Source organism: Paenibacillus sp. ov031, from assembly GCF_900143165.1.
GTDB classification, from domain to species: Bacteria; Bacillota; Bacilli; order Paenibacillales; family Paenibacillaceae; genus Paenibacillus; species Paenibacillus marchantiae.
In genome coordinates, this window is sequence record NZ_FRDO01000005.1 from 184,982 (window position 1) to 201,838 (window position 16,857).

The following is a 16,857-nucleotide window of genomic DNA, read 5'->3' on the forward strand; positions in this document are numbered from 1 at the left end:
TCCTTGCTTGGCAAATATCAGTCTCCCCTATTTGAGGGCAATGACTTCAATCTCCACAAGAGCATCCTTCGGCAGACGAGCAACTTCAACTGCGCTGCGTGCCGGATAAGGCTGTTCGAAGAACGTGCTGTACACTTCGTTTACCGGAACAAAATCATTCATGTCTTTCAGGAAAACAGTCGTTTTCACAACTTTGTCCATACTTGTGCCTGCTGCTTCAAGAATGGCCTTCACGTTGCTCAGGGACAAACGAGTCTGCTCCTGTACATCGGCTCCGAATTCTCCTGTTTGCGGGTTCAGGCCAAGCTGACCGGAAGTATAGATGAAACCGCCTGCTTCAACGGCCTGGCTGTATGGACCAATGGCACCTGGCGCCTGATCGGTAGAGATTGGTTTTTTCATGGATGAGTTCTCCTTCATGTTCGCTGTCCTGCCACCGCGAGGAGACAAGCCTCGAACTCATTTTTGAAGCTTATTATACCACGATCCTACCCAGGCAAGAAACGTCTACCCTTAGCTCTCATTCCATTATCGGATAACCATGAATATCTCAGGACTCATCCAAACCAAGCACATGAATAACATCATTGGAATACACGTGGTTTCCATTGGTTTGAACAAGTGCAATGTTCATCATGGCCCGAGCTATGGTTGAAGCCTGGATTGCCCGATATTTATCCACTCTGCCTTTCATCCAGCGATCCAGAAACGTCATGGCATGAGCTGCCAACTGCTCACCCAACCGTTTTTCTTTGCGATCTCCAAGAATTAACGACGGACGGAATATATGCAGTGAACGGAAACCGATATCCGTTAATGCCTCTTCCATCTCTCCCTTGGTCCGACTATAAAACACACGTGACCCGGCATCGGCTCCCATGGAAGAGATGACGAGCATCTGGGATAATCCATGTTCCTTGGCCAGTTTGGCGGCTTTTACGGGGTAGTGAAAATCCACTTGGCGGAAGTTTTCCTGACTGCCGGCTTTTTTAATCGTTGTACCCAAGCAACAGTACAAGTCATCAACATCGCGAAATAGATCTTTCTGCTCTTCAAGTTGTTCCCAATCCACGACATGCTGCTCCAGCTTTGGATGTTCCATTTCAAGCGGTCGTCTGACCAATACACGAATCCGGCCATAAGCCGGATTCTGAAGCAAGCTGCGTACCAGTAGTCCACCCACAAGCCCGGTGGCTCCAATCACAAGAGCTTGCCGTTCGTGATTTTCCAAGTACATCCCTCCACATATCTCTATTTCAGAAGCACACGACGTCCAAGCGTAAACGTAAGAACCAGCATCGCTGCACCAACACCCACTTGGAAGCCATAGGTGGAAACCCAATTCATCGCGTCCGGCCAGGTTTCCATTCTCTCATACAACCAGCCACCAATCAGCGGTCCAAGAAACGAGGTCACTCCAGTCATAGCCGAATACACGGCGACAAACATTGGTCTTTCGCTTTTGGGTGTATCTCCGATTGTGAAGTTGAAAGCAAGCTGGTTGAATCCACCCACACCAATACCGAGAAAAATATGAGATAAAAAAAGCGCTATCAAAACAGGCATAAACGACATCAATCCCCATGACAGACAGGAGAGTGCGATGATCGGTAATGTCCAAAATAATAAGGTTTTATTGCTGAATCTTGCGTTCAGATTGCCCCAGATATAGAATCCGGCCATCATAACGAGCGTCTGCACCACGGTGATTATAGATACCGTCTGATAATTAATGTTAAGCAGGTCAAGCATCACGTAGGAAAATAGCGGAACGATCAACGTCTGGATCAGTAACCAGGCCGCGAGGAACATTGCAGCCCTCAAAAAGGAAGGATCCTGAAACGGCTTCTTGAACATCCCCCAAAAAACCTTTTCAGTTGAACGTTCAAACGGCACATCTGGATAAAAGCAATAAATAACTGTATTGGCTATGGCGCAAATCCACACCGGAATGAACAGGATTAAGAAACCCATTTCCCCGGGGAAACGATCCAAAACGATGCCTCCAGCAAATAAGCATACGCTTCCAAGTGCGTTCAGAATCGTGTTTCGAATTCCGAAATAACGCCCTCTCACCTTGGCAGGAACGATATCTCCAATCAATGAGGTCCAGATCATACCGCCAATCGTATTGGCTATAAATGCAACCGTATACACACCAATATAAATGCCTACCCACCACTCCTTGGGAAACAGGAACGGGATGAGGCCCGTCGAACTCCACAGGATGCGATGCACCCCTACAAACAATATAAGCATGCGTTTGCGGCTGCGAATGCGCTGCATCCAGTAAGCCGCTCCAATCTGGGCGATATTGACAAACGTCGTAATGGCGAGCACAAAGCCAATATGTCTTGACCCGGCCCCAAGGTACAGCAGAAATCCGGTTAAAAATGGGCCTCCCAGCAACGTCTGCAAAATAATTGCCGGTACACCCTCCCATGTTGCAATGGATAAATTCGTGCGTTGTGTCGAACCCTTGCGCCGTGGTTTGCCTGCAAACGGAGGAGGGTTAACGTTGACCGTCTTCTGTATGGGGATACACTCCTTAGACCGGGTTTCAAGAGCCGGTCGATGCTAGTTGTCACCCCAAATTCTACTCACAGCGTGATGGTTGTCAACTCATTTTTTCACGGTTCAACGGGAGATAGAGATAGAAGGTACTTCCCTTGCCCTCAGCGCTTTTAAGTTCGATCGATCCGTCCAGTAATCTTGCCAAATCCCGACTGATTGACAGGCCAAGTCCTGTTCCCCCAAATTTGCGGCTAATAGACCCGTCAGCCTGTTGAAATGCTTCAAAAATGGATTGATGTTTGTCTTCAGCAATGCCAATTCCCGTATCTTGTACCGAGAAAACAATCCATTGACTTAGAATGCCTGACTTCTTCATTTGCTTGGTGCTCACGGTCAATGTGACCTTCCCCTGATGCGTAAACTTGATGGCGTTGGACATGAGATTACGCAAAATCTGCTGGACTCGTTGGGGATCAGACCAGAGGGTTTCTGGTAGTCCTGGCTTCTTGTCCAGTTGCAGCTGGACTCCCTTTTTCTCGGCAACCAACTGGAAGTGATTCATGGCATCTTCCGTGAGTTGGGCAACACTGATATCCTCCAAGACGATATCCAGTCTGCCCGCTTCCACTTTGGACAGATCGAGAATGTCATTGATTAACGTTAGCAACTCCTGACCAGAATGCTCAATCATTGTGGCAAAACGTACGACATCCTCCTGCTCCAGCGTATCACCGTTCTCGCTGATCATCTGGGCAAAGTTAATGACACTGTTCAACGGTGTTCGCAGTTCATGCGACATATTCGCCAAAAATTCCGATTTGTACTGCGAAGTAATCATCAACTGCTTGGCACGGTCTTCCAGCACGATCTGAGCTTTCTGCAATTCTTCCTTTTGCACAGACAATAAACGATTGGTGCTCTGGATGAGCAAAATCCGATTCTGTTCATTCTGGAAATCTCGTAAAATAAAAGCAAAAATAAGACTAAGTAAAATACCAACAGGAAGGGTATACGGCATAATATGTGAGAAAAAATATGTAGCCGGGATAACGCCGACGATAGCTATGTTCACACTATTGACCACATTTACAATCAATATGACGATGACACCTTTAACAATTAGCCTGTACTCACTGCGTCTCATCCATATATTCAACCCTGCACACAGCACACCCAAGATTGACATGTTGATCAGTGCAGCCACCGTAGCATCATTGATACCGAAAGTTAACCGGGTCAGTCCAATCCCAACACCCACGATAATCACGCTATAGGGTTGTCTATACGTCAAAACGGCAACAATTAAAGGAACAAAACGAAGATCGAAGACAACTTCATCATTAAGCTGAAATCCAAATACCGTGCTGATCCAGCCTGCAAAAATAAGTACAAACAACGAACATATCTGTTTTACTCGTGATGAAGCTCTTATTACGACGTATTTATAGAACACACTAGCAAGGTAAGCAATGGTAATGAGCATCCCCATGTTTAATACGAACATTTTTGAAAATTGCATTCACTCACTCCTGTTGTCGTGTATTCATTGACAGAAAACCTTTAGTCCGTATACATCTCTATCATATCATGCCCATTCAACCTTCGACATTCCTTCGTCGTCAAAAAAATGCACAAAAATACACAAATCAGGATTCAATTTGTGCGCTGAACGTAGTAGAATATATTGTTGTTCGATTTTATTTGCTGTGATCCAGTTCCTTGCGAACCTGGATGAAAGGAGAAACGGTGTTGTGCACGTATTAAAAAGCAAATCCTACTGGCTGTCGTTAAGCTTGATGCTTTCCTTGGCTGTCATGGGGATGTTCTATGATATTCTCAATAGTCCGGAGCGCGGGTTCTCTGTTCTTAATTCCCCGTTGGACCGGATCATCCCTTATGTACCTTCCATGTCCATACCCTATCTGGGTTGGTATCCGTTTGTCTTCGGCGTGTTGGCTTATTTATGTGCAAAAGATCGGCTCACTTATTATCGCGTCCTGTTATCCATGAACATCTGTGTCTGGATCTGTTACCTGATCTATTTTAATTTTCAGACTATGGTGCCGCGTCCCGAGTTAACAGGTACAGGTCTAGGCGCATCTCTCCTTGGATGGCTCTACGGCCAGGACCGTCCATATAATTGTTTTCCAAGTATTCATGCCCTTCATTCTTATCTGGTTATGCGTGCTGTTCTCTCCGTTCAGAGTATTCGCAAACATGTTAAGGTGTTAGTTGCTGCTGGTGCAGCACTGATTATATTGTCCACCTTAATGATTAAACAACATGTAATCTATGACGCCCTGGGTGCGGTCGTACTCGGCGAATGCGTTTTTACAATTATCACTGGGCTCTCGCTGCTCCGTCGTCGCAGAAAAGAATCGAAGTGGACTGAGGGGATCAGCTGACCCCTCGCTCCGACGATTTCTGGAGATGCTGTTGCCGCCTCCACTCATCAATAAACAAACTTGCAAAATAGGGATCCCACTGGGTCCCTTTTCCTTCTTCCAAAATAGATAGCGCTTTCTCATGGCTCATCCCATTCCGATATGGACGATCAGACGTCATGGCATCAAAAGCATCAGCCACGGCAATGATACGGCCAAACAGCGGAATCTCTTGGCCTGCTATGCCATCAGGATATCCTTTGCCATCATATCTTTCATGATGAGACCTTACACCCGGCAGGAAATCTGCCATGGCATCAATCGGTTCAATCTGTAACAAAATGCCCTCTCCAAGAACGGGATGTGTGCGAATGATGGCGAATTCGTCATCAGTGAGTTTCCCATCTTTCAATAACACTTCGTCGGGTATGCCGATTTTCCCAATATCATGCAACAATGCTGATTTGTATAATAGATCTGCTTGTTCCTCATTCATGCCACTCAGCTTGCCAATCATAATGGAGTACTCTGCCACCCGCATGGAATGACCTGCCGTATATTTGTCCCGTGCGTCCAATGCAGCCGCCAAGGTGGAAAAATAACTTTGCAGCAACTGCCGATTACGTTCTTGTCTCATCTCAAGCCGATTAATCATCATATTGAATCCGGAGATGAGCGCAGAAAATTCATCCGCGTACAGATCAGGGGTTCTTCTGCCCAGGTCTCCCTCTTGAATTCGGTTCATCTCCTCCGTTAGCTCTGCAACCGGACCACGAACATCCCGAATCAGCAGCCAGCTTCCCACAAGGGCGAAGCCCCCGCCCAGCACAACGATAAGAACTGCCCACAGAATATACTCTTTCGCAAACTCGCTATCCATATACTGAAGACGGATCGATGTAGCCAGGAAGAACAGAAATAATGGAAATAAACCGATCAGCGCCGTACTCAGCTGAAATTTACGCTGAATGGACACCAGAACACGTCCTCCGAGAGATGGCTCCATGCCATGCTGTTCTTTGCCTCTGCGGCGAACTTCCAGCAGCAGCGGTCTCACGGTCCGAACCGTCAGAAAATATTCAATTAAGGCATGCATCACGGCGATCAATAAGGCACACGCAGCTGCAACTGCGACATATTCATACGGAAATTCCAGCCATCCTGTAGAAATCATCCATATCGTCAATGCGGCAGCAGGCAGGGAAAATCCAAGCATATGCGGACCCAAAATACGATAGATCGTTTGTCCCGGAAAACGGTGAATGCTCTCATACATTTTTGTCAATTCGGCCTTTTCATGATGCTCAGCGGCAAAAAACTGCCGGATGGGGCCAAGTTGTGCCCATAACGTAATCAGTTCTGCAACAAGCATGAACAATAGTGATATCAACACAATGATAATAAGTCGTACAAATTGAATGTTTGGTATTTGTAAGGTAGACACCATAACGACTGTACCTACCACAAAAACTGCTCCCATTGAACCGATAATATAATTTCGCATCAGACGAAAGATAAATGAACGGTATACTTCCACCCTAACCCCTCACTCTCTAGGTGTAAACCCGTTCTCCCCATTGATGATGACAGAGGGGAATTAAGGGTACAGCCTCCTATTTGTTATCGGTTGCTCGGACTGAAAAAATTAATTCATTTCACGGACGGGAAACCTCCATCCTGGAATTAACTATGAATCGCTCATTTAACTTATATGTACGCGTACAACCATACAAAAAAGACTGTTCCCCGTAGGAAACAGCCTGTTATGGCAAGACATTTCTTATCCTTTAATCTTGGCAGCGAGAATCATTGTACCACGCGGCTCATCACCCATCGCATCCGGTTCAAGTGTGATCGCGACCGTGTCGTAGTCGTTGGCAGAGTCTAACGTATAATATACCGCTCCCGTTCCATTATGGCTCAGGAAGGTCCCCGCATTCTGAGGTGTATCGCCCTTGATCAGCCAAACCTGGAACGCCTCATTTCCTTCCAGAGTAGGCAAGTTCTCCGCCTGTACGACCAGGTGAGTACCTTTGTTGTCAATAACGATGGTAGCCAGTCCTTGGGCCACAATGTCCTGTGTCGCAGGACTAAGCTTGACGGCTTCGCCTGTCTGCATTCCCTGTGCAGGTTGCAGGGATGAAGCAAGCTGCTCTTGCAGCTGCGCATTCTGTGCCTGCGCCTGAGCAAGCTGCTCTTGCACCGTCGATGAGCCCGCAGCTTGCTGCTTCAGTGAATCGACCTGGCCTTGCAGCTGCCCGGCGTAGATGCCGAGCACGAGCGCCGCTGCCGCGAGGGCTACGCTCGCTATGCGCCAGGCGCGGCTGCTGCGCGCACGCGCGCGCCCTTGAGGCTGCCATGGCTGTGCCTGTGCAGCCTCTTCAGCCCGGGCTGCAGGCACCGCCGTCTCCGGCGGCAAGCCTTGCCCGGGCTGCGCCGCTTCATGCTGCGGCGCAAGATCCGCCTGAAGCACCGCGGGTGCTTCAGGCTTCGCAGGAGCAGCCGCCGGCTTCGTTCCGGCGCTCTCCTGCGCGTGTCCTAGCACGTTGCTCAGCACACGTGCTCGCATGCCAGGCGGCGGTGCAACAGGTTCCGCCGCGAGTGGCAGGAAGCCTGTTACTTCCTGCAATTCCCTCACCTCCTGGCGACAAGACTCACATTGGGCCAAATGTGCTTCAAATGCTGCCACTTCCTCCGCTTCGAGTCCTCCCAGCACATACACCGGTGCCAGATCAGACCATTCCTCATGTCGTTCTATCATGGATGTATGCCCTCCCTTCCCGCGTCCGGATGCAATTCAGCATCGGCGAGCAGCTTCTGAAGCTGCCGCATCGCAAGCCTGACACGGCTCTTTACCGTACCCAGCGGAATCCCGAATCTGCTGGATACCTCCTGTTGCGTTAAGCCTGCATAATAGATCGATTCAATGACCTGTTGCTGGTCACCATTCAACTGGGACAGCGCCTCCTTGATTCGGACACCTTCCCATTTGCGCTCTATTTCTTCTTCTGTATTTGTATGTTCATCGGCATATGCCGCCAGTGTTTCGTTCTCCACTGAGGTCGTAGCTGCGCTTTGGGATTTTCGCCTCAGCATGTCCACTGCAATGTTGCGCGTAATGGCGAACATCCACGTGGTCAGCTTCCCCTGTGAGGCCTCATATCGTTCAGCATTGTTCCAAACCCGCAGGAATAATTCCTGGACAGTCTCTTCTGCTGTCATTGGATCACCAACAATCCGATAAGCAAAAGAATACACCGCCCGCTCGTAGCGGTCATATAAAAGCTCCAGTGCGGAAGCATCTCGTTCCGCAATCTGCCGCATTAACCTGCTGTCCTCTATTGATTCAGTCATGCGAGGGCCCCTTTCCGTGTCATCCCTCTTATTATAACCTACGCAGAATCATTTGAAGAGGATTACCTTATTGAAGAAAAAATTTGAAATATTTTCGCAATTGTTTTCAAAAAAAGATTCAACCTTCCTTTTTATTGCAAAAAATTACAGCCTGTGGTATACTCTAAGAGTTGGTATTTAAACAACCTCATATGATTTTCTGTCTTCTTTAAACCCCGGAATATTTTCTTCATGCTGCGACCGCAGCGAACATGCACATTAACCTATGAAGATTGAAGAACCTGAATCACATTAACCCGGTAGTACAGAGTTTCACAAGATGTTCCCATTCACACTGGCGCGGTCATCGGAGCCGCAAGGACAAAAGAGAGGTAGGGCTTTTGTTGTTTTGGATGTCACTTATTCTTGAGAAGATTGAAAACATACACAAAGCACCCGGAATTGGGTTCCGGGTGTTTTTCTATGTCCACTTTTAAGAAAAAAATGTCCAGACAGCTAAAAGGCGCCGATACAATCTCGGCGCCTTTCATCGGAGTTGTATGGATCAACCCCCTGATACAGTTGCTGTTGTAAGATCTAGATAAACATCGTTTTGGAGATGATGACCAACAGGATGAACAGTACAAGAATCGTACCCATGGATCCCCAGCTTCCTCCGCTATGTCCATAGGAAGTTCCACAACCATGGTGATACCCATGAAGCACTGGAGCCTGATTGGGATGATGAGCGTAGCCGTAGCCATAGCCCGCTGGCATAGTTCCACAACCATATCCGTACCCATGCATTTCATGACCTGTGTATCCATGCATGTGCTCATACCCTCCCACGTATCCGTATACGTGTCCCTGTCCGTTCGGTGAATTCGGTTTTACTTCGCTCATTGTTCATTCCTCCTTAACATTTGCCTACACCCCTAAGCTATGTATTATGCCTACCTCTGGACCGGGCTATGGCCCTACTTTGACAAAATAGGCGTTTTCACTATTCCTGTAGGCTTGCCCTCAAACCAAAAAAAACCCCACCGGTTAACCGGCGGAGTTCAACATATTATACCCAGAAAGATTTAGTGATGATAACGAGAAGAATGAACAGAACCAAGATGGCACCAGTTGATGTCCAGCCGCCGTATCCTGCGCCTCCAAGTACTTCGCTCATGGAGATTCCTCCTTTACCAATGGTTTAGGTGTTAAGGGTCTATTAGATGAGGAATGCTTTGGAAATGATAACCAACAATATGAAGAGAACCAAAATGGCACCAGTCGATGTCCATGCGCCGCCGTATCCACCTACAACTCCACTCATGCAAAACCCTCCTTTTATTTGAGGTACAGTTCACTATATGCAAAAATCACACACTAGATCGGGCTCTGATTAAATTTGGGCAGGCATTACCTACGAAGCAACCATATTCTCTTTCTCTTTGAACCCATGAAATGCAAAAAACCGCAAGCCCCAAAAAGAGACTTGCAGTACATTGTATAAGACCATCTTCCTTATGCTGCTGACTTCCGTCAGTTCGGCCGTGCCTGACGGGATGAAAGTTTCTCTTGAACAGATTGCAGCTTCTGTACACTGGAGGCATCCGGTTTGTCACGACGATCGTCGATCTTGACGGATGTGGAGACACGCTGAGCTCCCGATAGAAACGGAGCTTCATGCAGAGCCGCAATTGCTGTAAATACTTCATTGAGCGGGCCTTCGATAATGGTACTCATGGAGGTCAACTGATATGTAATGCCCCGCTGGTTTTCCAATACTTTCTGCATATCCGCCACATAACTGCTCAAGCTGGTCGTCCCGGTGCCAATTGGAATTACGGTCACTTCTGCTATTGCCATTTCGCTCCGCCTCCCTTGGGCCCCGAAAGATACCGGTGCCGCTCATTTTTAGTCGATTTTTGCCTGTTTTTATTCTACCAGTTGAAGGAGCTATAATTCAAACTGACGTGATGACGTCATCTGATTTGATCAAAAATTTTTTTTGATAAATCTTCAAATCTTCCAGTCCTTTTCCTTTGCGGAATCCTGGCTTAAATGGTATACTCGGAATTACGTTTTACTGTGTTGACCCTGTTTACAAACACTATATGTTGGGTTACAGTAAGAGGACAGCAACAAAATGTAGTAAAATTAAATCACCCCACTTCTATTAGTCATCTTCTGAAATCTCGCGAAAAACAGGATGAAATCACCTCTAAAGGCACGTCCCTGTAGGTGTAAATCGCTTTCTCGAAACAGACTTGACTCGGAGGTTAACGGGGCTATTTGGACTGCACCGGTATCCTCTAATTCACAGGCGTGTCTGCTATAGACAAAAGATTACATAAGCACCTTTTCTGTCTTTTTTTGATTCTTCAAAGACGGTAAGGAACTCAGGGCATTCATGGGCATTTTCAGCCGCGAGGCAAGGGGAATGCTTTTTATGTGACCATGTTCTGCGTGCGCTCCTATGTGCAAGATGAGGCAAGACTCGCAATCACCGCCGTTCAGTCCGCAATATGCAGCTTATATCTTTATCTCACCGTAAGAAGACACTCAATTCTTTATATAAAGAATTTCTCCAATTTATCTCTTAAACATGCGAAAGCGAGGAATATTCATGCCACAAGTTGTGACCAAGCCGAACAACCGCCAGCTTGCCTTTGATGATATGCGCATCTCGGTATATGCAGATCGTATTCTGGAAGGACTGGACATGCTGGACAAGGAACGTCTGATACGCGGGGTAAACAGCAAGCTCCGTCGTGACGAAGTTACCGGAGACGAGATCAGCAGCGCTTTTATGATGAGCGCTCTGGAACTGGTAACGAAGGAAGAGCCTAACTGGAAATTTGCAGCGGCACGCTCCCTGCTTACTTCCCTTTACAAGAAAGCGGCAACCAACCGCAGATACAAATCTTACCCGGAAGAGCCGTACGGCGCTTTCCACCCGCTTCTAGTGGATCTTGTGAAGAAAGGCATCTACCGCGAAGAACTGCTGGAATGTTACACCAAAGAGCAGATCGACGAACTTGCTGAATGCATCGATTACCGCAACGATCTGTTGTTCGACTATATCGGCTTGCTCACACTGGCAGAACGTTACCTTGCACACGATTTTGACGGAAAAGTCATGGAATTGCCTCAAGAGCGTTACATGGTTATCGCGATGTACCTGATGCATCAGGAGCCTGCTGAGAGACGTATGGATCTCGTTAAGGAAGCTTACTGGGCAATGAGCAACATGTACATGACGGCAGCTACACCTACGATGTCCAATGCGGGTAAAAAAGTGGCTGGACAACTCTCCAGCTGTTTCATTGATACCGTGGATGATTCCCTTGAGGGTATCTTTGACTCCAACACAGATGTAGCACGTCTCAGCAAAATGGGCGGCGGCATCGGCGTTTACCTCGGTAAAGTCAGAGCTCGCGGTTCGGACATCCGGGGTCACAAAAATACAAGTTCTGGCGTAATCCCTTGGATTCGCCAACTAAATAATACTGCGGTCAGCGTAGACCAACTCGGAACACGTAAAGGTGCAATCGCTGTTTATCTGGACGTTTTCCATAAAGACATTCTGGCCTTCCTCGACCTGAAGCTGAACAATGGTGACGAGCGGATGCGTGCGCATGACGTATTCCACGGCATCTGCCTGCCTGACCTGTTCATGGAGCGAGTGGCCAGCCGCGGCGAATGGAACCTGTTCTGCCCGCATGAAACGAAAAAAGTGATGGGCTGGAAAGATGAGAACGGTCGTCCACTCGGACTGGAAGATTTCTATGATGAGTCCGTAGGCGAAGGCGCGTTCCGTGAGAAATATGAGGAAGCGGTCAACCACCCGCTGTTGTCCCGGATTACGGTTCAGGCGATTGACATCATGAAACGTGTTATGAAATCCCAACTCGAAACCGGTACACCTTACATGTTCTACCGGGATACTGTTAACCGTTCGAACCCGAACAGTGCACACGGCATGGTCTACTCTTCCAACCTTTGTACCGAAATCATGCAGAACCAATCTGCAACTGTAGTTGAAAAAGAAGAGCTCGTAACCAAAGATGGACAAACCCGCATCGTGATTTCCAAAGTACCGGGCGATTTCGTAGTCTGCAACCTGAACTCCATTCACTTGGCACGTGCTGTACCTCATGATGTATTGGAGCGTCTGGTACCGATTCAGGTTCGTATGCTGGACAACGTTATCGACATCAACAACATTGAAGTGCTGCAAGCCCAATACACCAACAGTCAATACCGTGCGGTTGGTCTGGGAACATTCGGACTTCATCACCTGCTTGCTCTCGAAGGTATTCGTTGGGAATCGGAAGAAGCAGTCACATATAACGATAATCTGTACGAAAAAATTAACTATCTGCTCGTGAAAGCCAGCATGGAACTGTCCAAGGAAAAAGGACATTATCCGAAGTTCCAAGGTTCCGATTGGCAAACAGGTAAATACTTCGACCAACGGGATTACACGACAGGTGAGCGCGTAGGCGAATTCGTTACAACTGAACAATGGAAAGAACTGCAGGCCCAAGTACAACAAAACGGTGTACGTAACGCCTGGTTGTTCGCTATTGCACCAAATGGTTCAACGTCCATCATTGCCGGTTCAACAGCCAGCATTGATCCGCTTTACGAACTGTTGTCCTATGAAGAGAAAACGACATACAAGATTGCCAACCCGGCACCTGACCTGTCCGAAAAAACGATCTGGTATTACAAAACAGCGTTCATGGTGGATCAACATGCTTCCATCAATATGGCCGCTGCCCGTCAACGCCACGTCGATCAGGGACAAAGTTTCAACTTGTATGTTCGTCCAGATATCAAAGCAACGGAGTTCCTGGAACTGCATCTGCACGCCTGGAGAGCCGGCATTAAATCAACTTATTATGTCCGCAGCCGGGCATTGACTATTGAAGAATGCGATTCTTGCGCAAGCTAAGTTTTATCGTGATGCTGAAAGCTCACTAGATCTACGATGACTACCAGGGCATCCTGTTTTGAATGCAAAATGGCGTTGCCCTGGTACTTTTTTGCCCAAAACACGATCACAACATCATGAGATGTTGATATAGATGCCACATTACATTATACAACCCTAATATATAAAAGAATTAATGATTACACGATAACGAAGAGGACAGAACAAAGCTGAAGAAGCGGAGCGCTCGCCTTTATCACCGGACTTTCCCTTATAAAAGAGGGAATCAAAAAAATCAGGGGATAACAGCGATCGGAAGGTTGTTCTGTCATCGTAGTTATACAGTGTAAATTCATTCAAGGAGTGAACGGATTATGCAATTGCAGAAAATTTTCAATACCGAAGCGCCTAACCAGTCTACCCGTATCATTGAAGGGGAATGCTCAGGCATTCTGAACTGGAACGATATTCGTATGCCTCATATGTACAAACTGTACAAAGTACTGCTGCTCAACCACTGGATCGCGGATGAAATTCCAATGTCCAAGGATGCTTCCCAATTTGCCCAATTGGATCCGGAAGAACAGCGTACATTTAAAGTCAACATCTCCCTGCTCGCTGTATTGGACTCCATGCAAACGATGTTTGTAGGTGACGTGAAACGTTATTTCACGGATTCCTCACTGGAAGCGATCTCGGCAATCATTGGACAACAGGAAGTTGTACACAACCAATCGTACTCTTACGTTCTGTCCTCCATCGTGTCCGATCGGGAGCAAAAGGAAATCTTTGAATACTGGAAACATGATCCGGTGCTGCTTGACCGTAACCGGTTCATCGCCGACATCTACCAAACCTTCCGGGATAACCCGTCTCCACAGACGTTCTTCCAGGCCATGGTAGCCGATCTGGTACTTGAAGGTATCTTCTTCTATAGTACATTTGCCTTCTTCTACAACCTGGCCCGTGACCAGAAGATGATGGCAACCAGCCAAATGATCTCTTATATTCAGCGCGACGAGAACCAACACTGCTACTTCTTCGCTGAAGTGTACAAACAGCTGCTGGTAGACTTCCCTGAACTGAACACACCTGAGAACATGGACTATGTGTACAAAACGATCAACCGTGCCGTTGAACTCGAAACCAACTGGGCACACTACACTCTCAGCAACGTACGCGGGATTGACCTGAACGAGTTGGAAGACTACATCAAGTACATCGCCAACAAACGTTTGCGCCTGATGGGTATGGAAAAAGCATATGAAGGCGTGGATGTAAACTGCATGCCTTGGATCAAACCTTTCTCCGACGAAGCACTGAATGCTACGAAAACAGACTTCTTCGAAGCCAAATCCCGTAACTACGGCAAAGTCGGCGACGATAACGGATTTGACGATCTGTAAGTTGATTGATACAGTGAGCGTAATTTAATGAACGCAATCTAATAAAAATGCACAACACTCCCCTTGTTGAAATGTCTTGATGGCTTTCTGCTTGTGGGAGTGTTTTTTATATGCGACTGGATAGGATACTGTACCCATCCATCCTGCCAGCTTGTAAGATATAATGGAAAAAGGTTCACATTCCCCTATTGAAATGAGGCATAGTGATGGAAAGAGAACTGCTGGAGCAACTAAACAAATGGCATGAACAGGACCAGTTCAGTCTTATTATTGAACGTATTCAACAAATCCCCGAACCGGAGCGGGATTATGAGCTGATTGGACAACTTTCCAGAGCGTATAACAATGAAGGTCGTTACCGTGAGGCTGTCCAACAGTTACTATTTATCCATGGGCAGGGAGCGAGTGACCCACTATGGCAGTACCCGTTGGGTTACGCTTATTATCATATGGCCATGTACGAGCAGGCACTCAAAGCTTTTGAGATGGCAAACGAGCTCTTGCCCCATGACGAATCGACTATCGAATTTCTCGAATGGACAAGGCCCAAAGCTGAAAAAATGCAACAGGATCGACAGCGCCATCAAGAGATATTGTTGGAATTGGAGCACAGTGGCAGGCTGAACAATCTTAGAGCTGCTTCCGTGTCCTACGATCCGACTTCATTCTGGGAACACAGCGAATATGCGTTGGAAAGTTATGTATCTTCACCTTTTGACGAGGAGATGATCCAAACCATTGAACAGGAGCTAGGCTACAAATTACCTGCCTCCTATATCCAGTTAATGAACACACAGAACGGCGGAATCCCTGCACACACCGTTTTCCCAACCAAAGAAGCTACTTCATGGGCTGAAGACCATATCGCCATTACGGGGATTATGGGCATTGCATGGGACAAGTCCAATACACTGGGCGGAGAATTTGGAAGCCGTTTCATGATTGAAGATTGGGGATACCCTGATCTTGGTGTTGTGATCTGTGATTGTCCGTCTGCCGGACATGATGTAGTGATGCTGGATTATCGATTCTGTGGCCCTGAAGGCGAACCTGCTGTGGTTCATGTGGATCAGGAAGACGATTATGAGATTACATATCTGGCGCCTAATTTTGAAACTTTTATTCGCGGATTGGTTGATGCCGATACGTTTGATCTGTCTGACGAAGAGGATGAAGACTGAGATCGCAGGAGGGGCTTATGACAACCCGTATTTATTTTGGCTCCAATAAACTTGGTGAGATTGAGCAAGCATCCTTGCAAAAGGCGCTTCATGATTGCAATCTGGGAGCGCTTATAGATTATAAGCGAACCGATGAGGGTGTGATGGGTCAGACACTTTTTATTCGCTCTTCAGAGGGAGAATATATTCTGAAAGGCAACCCGTTATATGCAGGACAACTTCAGGAAGAGCAGTTCTTTGTAGAACAGCTGAGAACCCACACCAACATTCCTGTACCTGATCCATATTTATTACATGAAGATACCGACATATTGGGCTGGAGCTATGCCATCATGCCCCGATTACCTGGAATGCACCTGCATGATCCGTCATTACAGGCTTCACTTTCACAGGAGGATCAGGAGAAGATCGCTACGATGCTTGCCCACTCCTTAGCAGAACTACACCGTTGGAAGGTCCCTGATGCGGGAGAGTATGATCCTGTAGCAAAGCAGATCGTTCCCTTTGCGGGCAAATATCTGGACTGGCTGTATGGGACAATCCATCACTGGCTGCAGGATGCTGCAAAGTACTCCGTGATAACAGACGAAGATACACAGTGGGTGGACGAGCAATTAAAAAACGCTGAATCTGCATTTCACTCCATGCCTGTTCCCGGATTTGTGATGGGTGATTTTAAGGTCGAGAACTTTGTGATTCAGAGGAATGGTGATAGCCTTGCTTCGGACTGGCAGATTAGTGGTCTGTTTGATTTTACAACGGCCTATTTTGGAGACGGAACAGCTGACTTAACCAAAATGACAGCCATGTATGTACGAGAAGGTCAACCCGAACTTGCCAAACGATTCCTTCACGGTTACCGGGAGGTTGTCTGCGCAGCAGATACGGAGCGATACCAGCACTTTGCTACCCGTCTTAGGGTGCATCTGCTCTATCAGCGTATTTTGTTATGGGGTGAATGCAAAGCAACAGGCCGAGTAACCTGGGCATCGGATATGCCTTTTGCACATTGGGCGGAGCAGTACATGGATTCGGTAATTGCTTTACTGGATTAACACAACAAAAAACCGCCAGAAGGATGAGATGCACTCACTCCTGGCGGTTTT

Annotated in this window: 16 protein-coding genes; 5 read left to right on the forward strand and 11 right to left on the reverse strand. The window is 47.2% G+C overall.

All coding sequences use genetic code 11. From position 1 onward, the window contains the following. Positions 1-27: 27 nt before the first annotated feature. The 4 genes from BUA17_RS21175 to BUA17_RS21190 form a co-directional block, all read right to left on the reverse strand. Entirely contained in the window at positions 28-402 is a 375-nt protein-coding gene (locus BUA17_RS21175; protein ID WP_063567999.1) for a RidA family protein, read from the reverse strand. Positions 403-550: 148 nt separating this feature from the next. Beyond that, positions 551-1,231, reverse strand: coding sequence for an oxidoreductase (locus BUA17_RS21180; RefSeq protein ID WP_244552200.1), 681 nt, complete (start codon positions 1,229-1,231; stop codon positions 551-553). A gap of 20 nt (positions 1,232-1,251) precedes the next feature. Continuing rightward, complete coding sequence (locus BUA17_RS21185) at positions 1,252-2,409, reverse strand: MFS transporter (RefSeq protein ID WP_244552209.1); 1,158 nt, start codon at positions 2,407-2,409, stop codon at positions 1,252-1,254. 208 nt (positions 2,410-2,617) lie between these two features. Then, positions 2,618-4,033: a sensor histidine kinase gene (locus BUA17_RS21190; RefSeq protein ID WP_072734905.1), complete on the reverse strand. Its 1,416-nt coding sequence runs from the start codon at positions 4,031-4,033 to the stop codon at positions 2,618-2,620. A gap of 232 nt (positions 4,034-4,265) precedes the next feature. Here BUA17_RS21190 and BUA17_RS21195 point away from each other — a divergent pair, with 232 nt between their 5' ends. Next, complete coding sequence (locus tag BUA17_RS21195) at positions 4,266-4,919, forward strand: phosphatase PAP2 family protein (RefSeq protein ID WP_079695791.1); 654 nt, start codon at positions 4,266-4,268, stop codon at positions 4,917-4,919. On the opposite strand, the gene BUA17_RS21200 is transcribed toward BUA17_RS21195, so the two are convergent. From BUA17_RS21200 to BUA17_RS21220, 7 genes are all read right to left on the reverse strand, one after another. Beyond that, positions 4,912-6,435, reverse strand: a complete 1,524-nt coding sequence (locus BUA17_RS21200; protein ID WP_072734906.1) for an HD domain-containing phosphohydrolase — start codon at positions 6,433-6,435, stop codon at positions 4,912-4,914. The genes BUA17_RS21195 and BUA17_RS21200 overlap by 8 nt on opposite strands. Positions 6,436-6,678: 243 nt before the next feature. Beyond that, the gene (locus BUA17_RS21205; RefSeq protein ID WP_072734907.1) at positions 6,679-7,659 is read right to left on the reverse strand and encodes an anti-sigma factor domain-containing protein; all 981 of its coding nucleotides are present in this window, start codon (positions 7,657-7,659) and stop codon (positions 6,679-6,681) included. Continuing rightward, on the reverse strand, positions 7,656-8,252 hold the full coding sequence (locus tag BUA17_RS21210) for an RNA polymerase sigma factor (RefSeq protein WP_072734908.1): 597 nt from the start codon (positions 8,250-8,252) through the stop codon (positions 7,656-7,658). Before BUA17_RS21210 ends, BUA17_RS21205 begins: the two co-directional genes overlap by 4 nt. Before the next feature lie 576 nt (positions 8,253-8,828). Further along, positions 8,829-9,134 carry a hypothetical protein gene (locus BUA17_RS31750; RefSeq protein WP_063568262.1) on the reverse strand — a complete coding sequence of 102 codons (306 nt, stop codon included), beginning with the start codon at positions 9,132-9,134 and terminating at the stop codon, positions 8,829-8,831. 166 nt (positions 9,135-9,300) lie between these two features. Further along, positions 9,301-9,408 carry a sporulation protein YjcZ gene (locus tag BUA17_RS31470; RefSeq protein WP_197521564.1) on the reverse strand — a complete coding sequence of 36 codons (108 nt, stop codon included), beginning with the start codon at positions 9,406-9,408 and terminating at the stop codon, positions 9,301-9,303. Between the two features lie 42 nt (positions 9,409-9,450). Continuing rightward, complete coding sequence (locus BUA17_RS31475; protein WP_017690880.1) at positions 9,451-9,555, reverse strand: hypothetical protein; 105 nt, start codon at positions 9,553-9,555, stop codon at positions 9,451-9,453. A gap of 209 nt (positions 9,556-9,764) precedes the next feature. After that, positions 9,765-10,091: an MTH1187 family thiamine-binding protein gene (locus BUA17_RS21220; protein WP_063568261.1), complete on the reverse strand. Its 327-nt coding sequence runs from the start codon at positions 10,089-10,091 to the stop codon at positions 9,765-9,767. A 760-nt stretch (positions 10,092-10,851) separates the two neighbouring features. Between BUA17_RS21220 and BUA17_RS21225 the strand changes: the two genes are divergently transcribed. The 4 genes from BUA17_RS21225 to BUA17_RS21240 all read left to right on the forward strand — a co-directional run bounded on the left by BUA17_RS21225 (position 10,852) and on the right by BUA17_RS21240 (position 16,806). After that, the gene (locus tag BUA17_RS21225; protein WP_063568260.1) at positions 10,852-13,185 is read left to right on the forward strand and encodes a ribonucleoside-diphosphate reductase subunit alpha; all 2,334 of its coding nucleotides are present in this window, start codon (positions 10,852-10,854) and stop codon (positions 13,183-13,185) included. 353 nt (positions 13,186-13,538) lie between these two features. Then, positions 13,539-14,570, forward strand: coding sequence for a ribonucleotide-diphosphate reductase subunit beta (locus BUA17_RS21230; RefSeq protein ID WP_024632189.1), 1,032 nt, complete (start codon positions 13,539-13,541; stop codon positions 14,568-14,570). Positions 14,571-14,776: 206 nt separating this feature from the next. Continuing rightward, positions 14,777-15,751 (forward strand): SMI1/KNR4 family protein, encoded by a 975-nt coding sequence (locus BUA17_RS21235; protein ID WP_072734909.1) that lies wholly within the window; start codon positions 14,777-14,779, stop codon positions 15,749-15,751. Positions 15,752-15,768: 17 nt separating this feature from the next. After that, complete coding sequence (locus tag BUA17_RS21240) at positions 15,769-16,806, forward strand: phosphotransferase family protein (protein ID WP_072734910.1); 1,038 nt, start codon at positions 15,769-15,771, stop codon at positions 16,804-16,806. Positions 16,807-16,857: the final 51 nt, after the last annotated feature.

Coding starts and splice junctions, on each gene's coding strand:
- BUA17_RS21175 (WP_063567999.1), bottom strand. CDS start 402: ATGAAAAAACCAATCTCTACCGATCAGGCGCCAGGTGCCATTGGTCCA.
- BUA17_RS21190 (WP_072734905.1), bottom strand. CDS start 4,033: ATGCAATTTTCAAAAATGTTCGTATTAAACATGGGGATGCTCATTACC.
- BUA17_RS21205 (WP_072734907.1), bottom strand. CDS start 7,659: ATGATAGAACGACATGAGGAATGGTCTGATCTGGCACCGGTGTATGTG.
- BUA17_RS21210 (WP_072734908.1), bottom strand. CDS start 8,252: ATGACTGAATCAATAGAGGACAGCAGGTTAATGCGGCAGATTGCGGAA.
- BUA17_RS31750 (WP_063568262.1), bottom strand. CDS start 9,134: ATGAGCGAAGTAAAACCGAATTCACCGAACGGACAGGGACACGTATAC.
- BUA17_RS31470 (WP_197521564.1), bottom strand. CDS start 9,408: ATGAGCGAAGTACTTGGAGGCGCAGGATACGGCGGCTGGACATCAACT.
- BUA17_RS31475 (WP_017690880.1), bottom strand. CDS start 9,555: ATGAGTGGAGTTGTAGGTGGATACGGCGGCGCATGGACATCGACTGGT.
- BUA17_RS21220 (WP_063568261.1), bottom strand. CDS start 10,091: ATGGCAATAGCAGAAGTGACCGTAATTCCAATTGGCACCGGGACGACC.
- BUA17_RS21225 (WP_063568260.1), top strand. CDS start 10,852: ATGCCACAAGTTGTGACCAAGCCGAACAACCGCCAGCTTGCCTTTGAT.
- BUA17_RS21230 (WP_024632189.1), top strand. CDS start 13,539: ATGCAATTGCAGAAAATTTTCAATACCGAAGCGCCTAACCAGTCTACC.
- BUA17_RS21235 (WP_072734909.1), top strand. CDS start 14,777: ATGGAAAGAGAACTGCTGGAGCAACTAAACAAATGGCATGAACAGGAC.
- BUA17_RS21240 (WP_072734910.1), top strand. CDS start 15,769: ATGACAACCCGTATTTATTTTGGCTCCAATAAACTTGGTGAGATTGAG.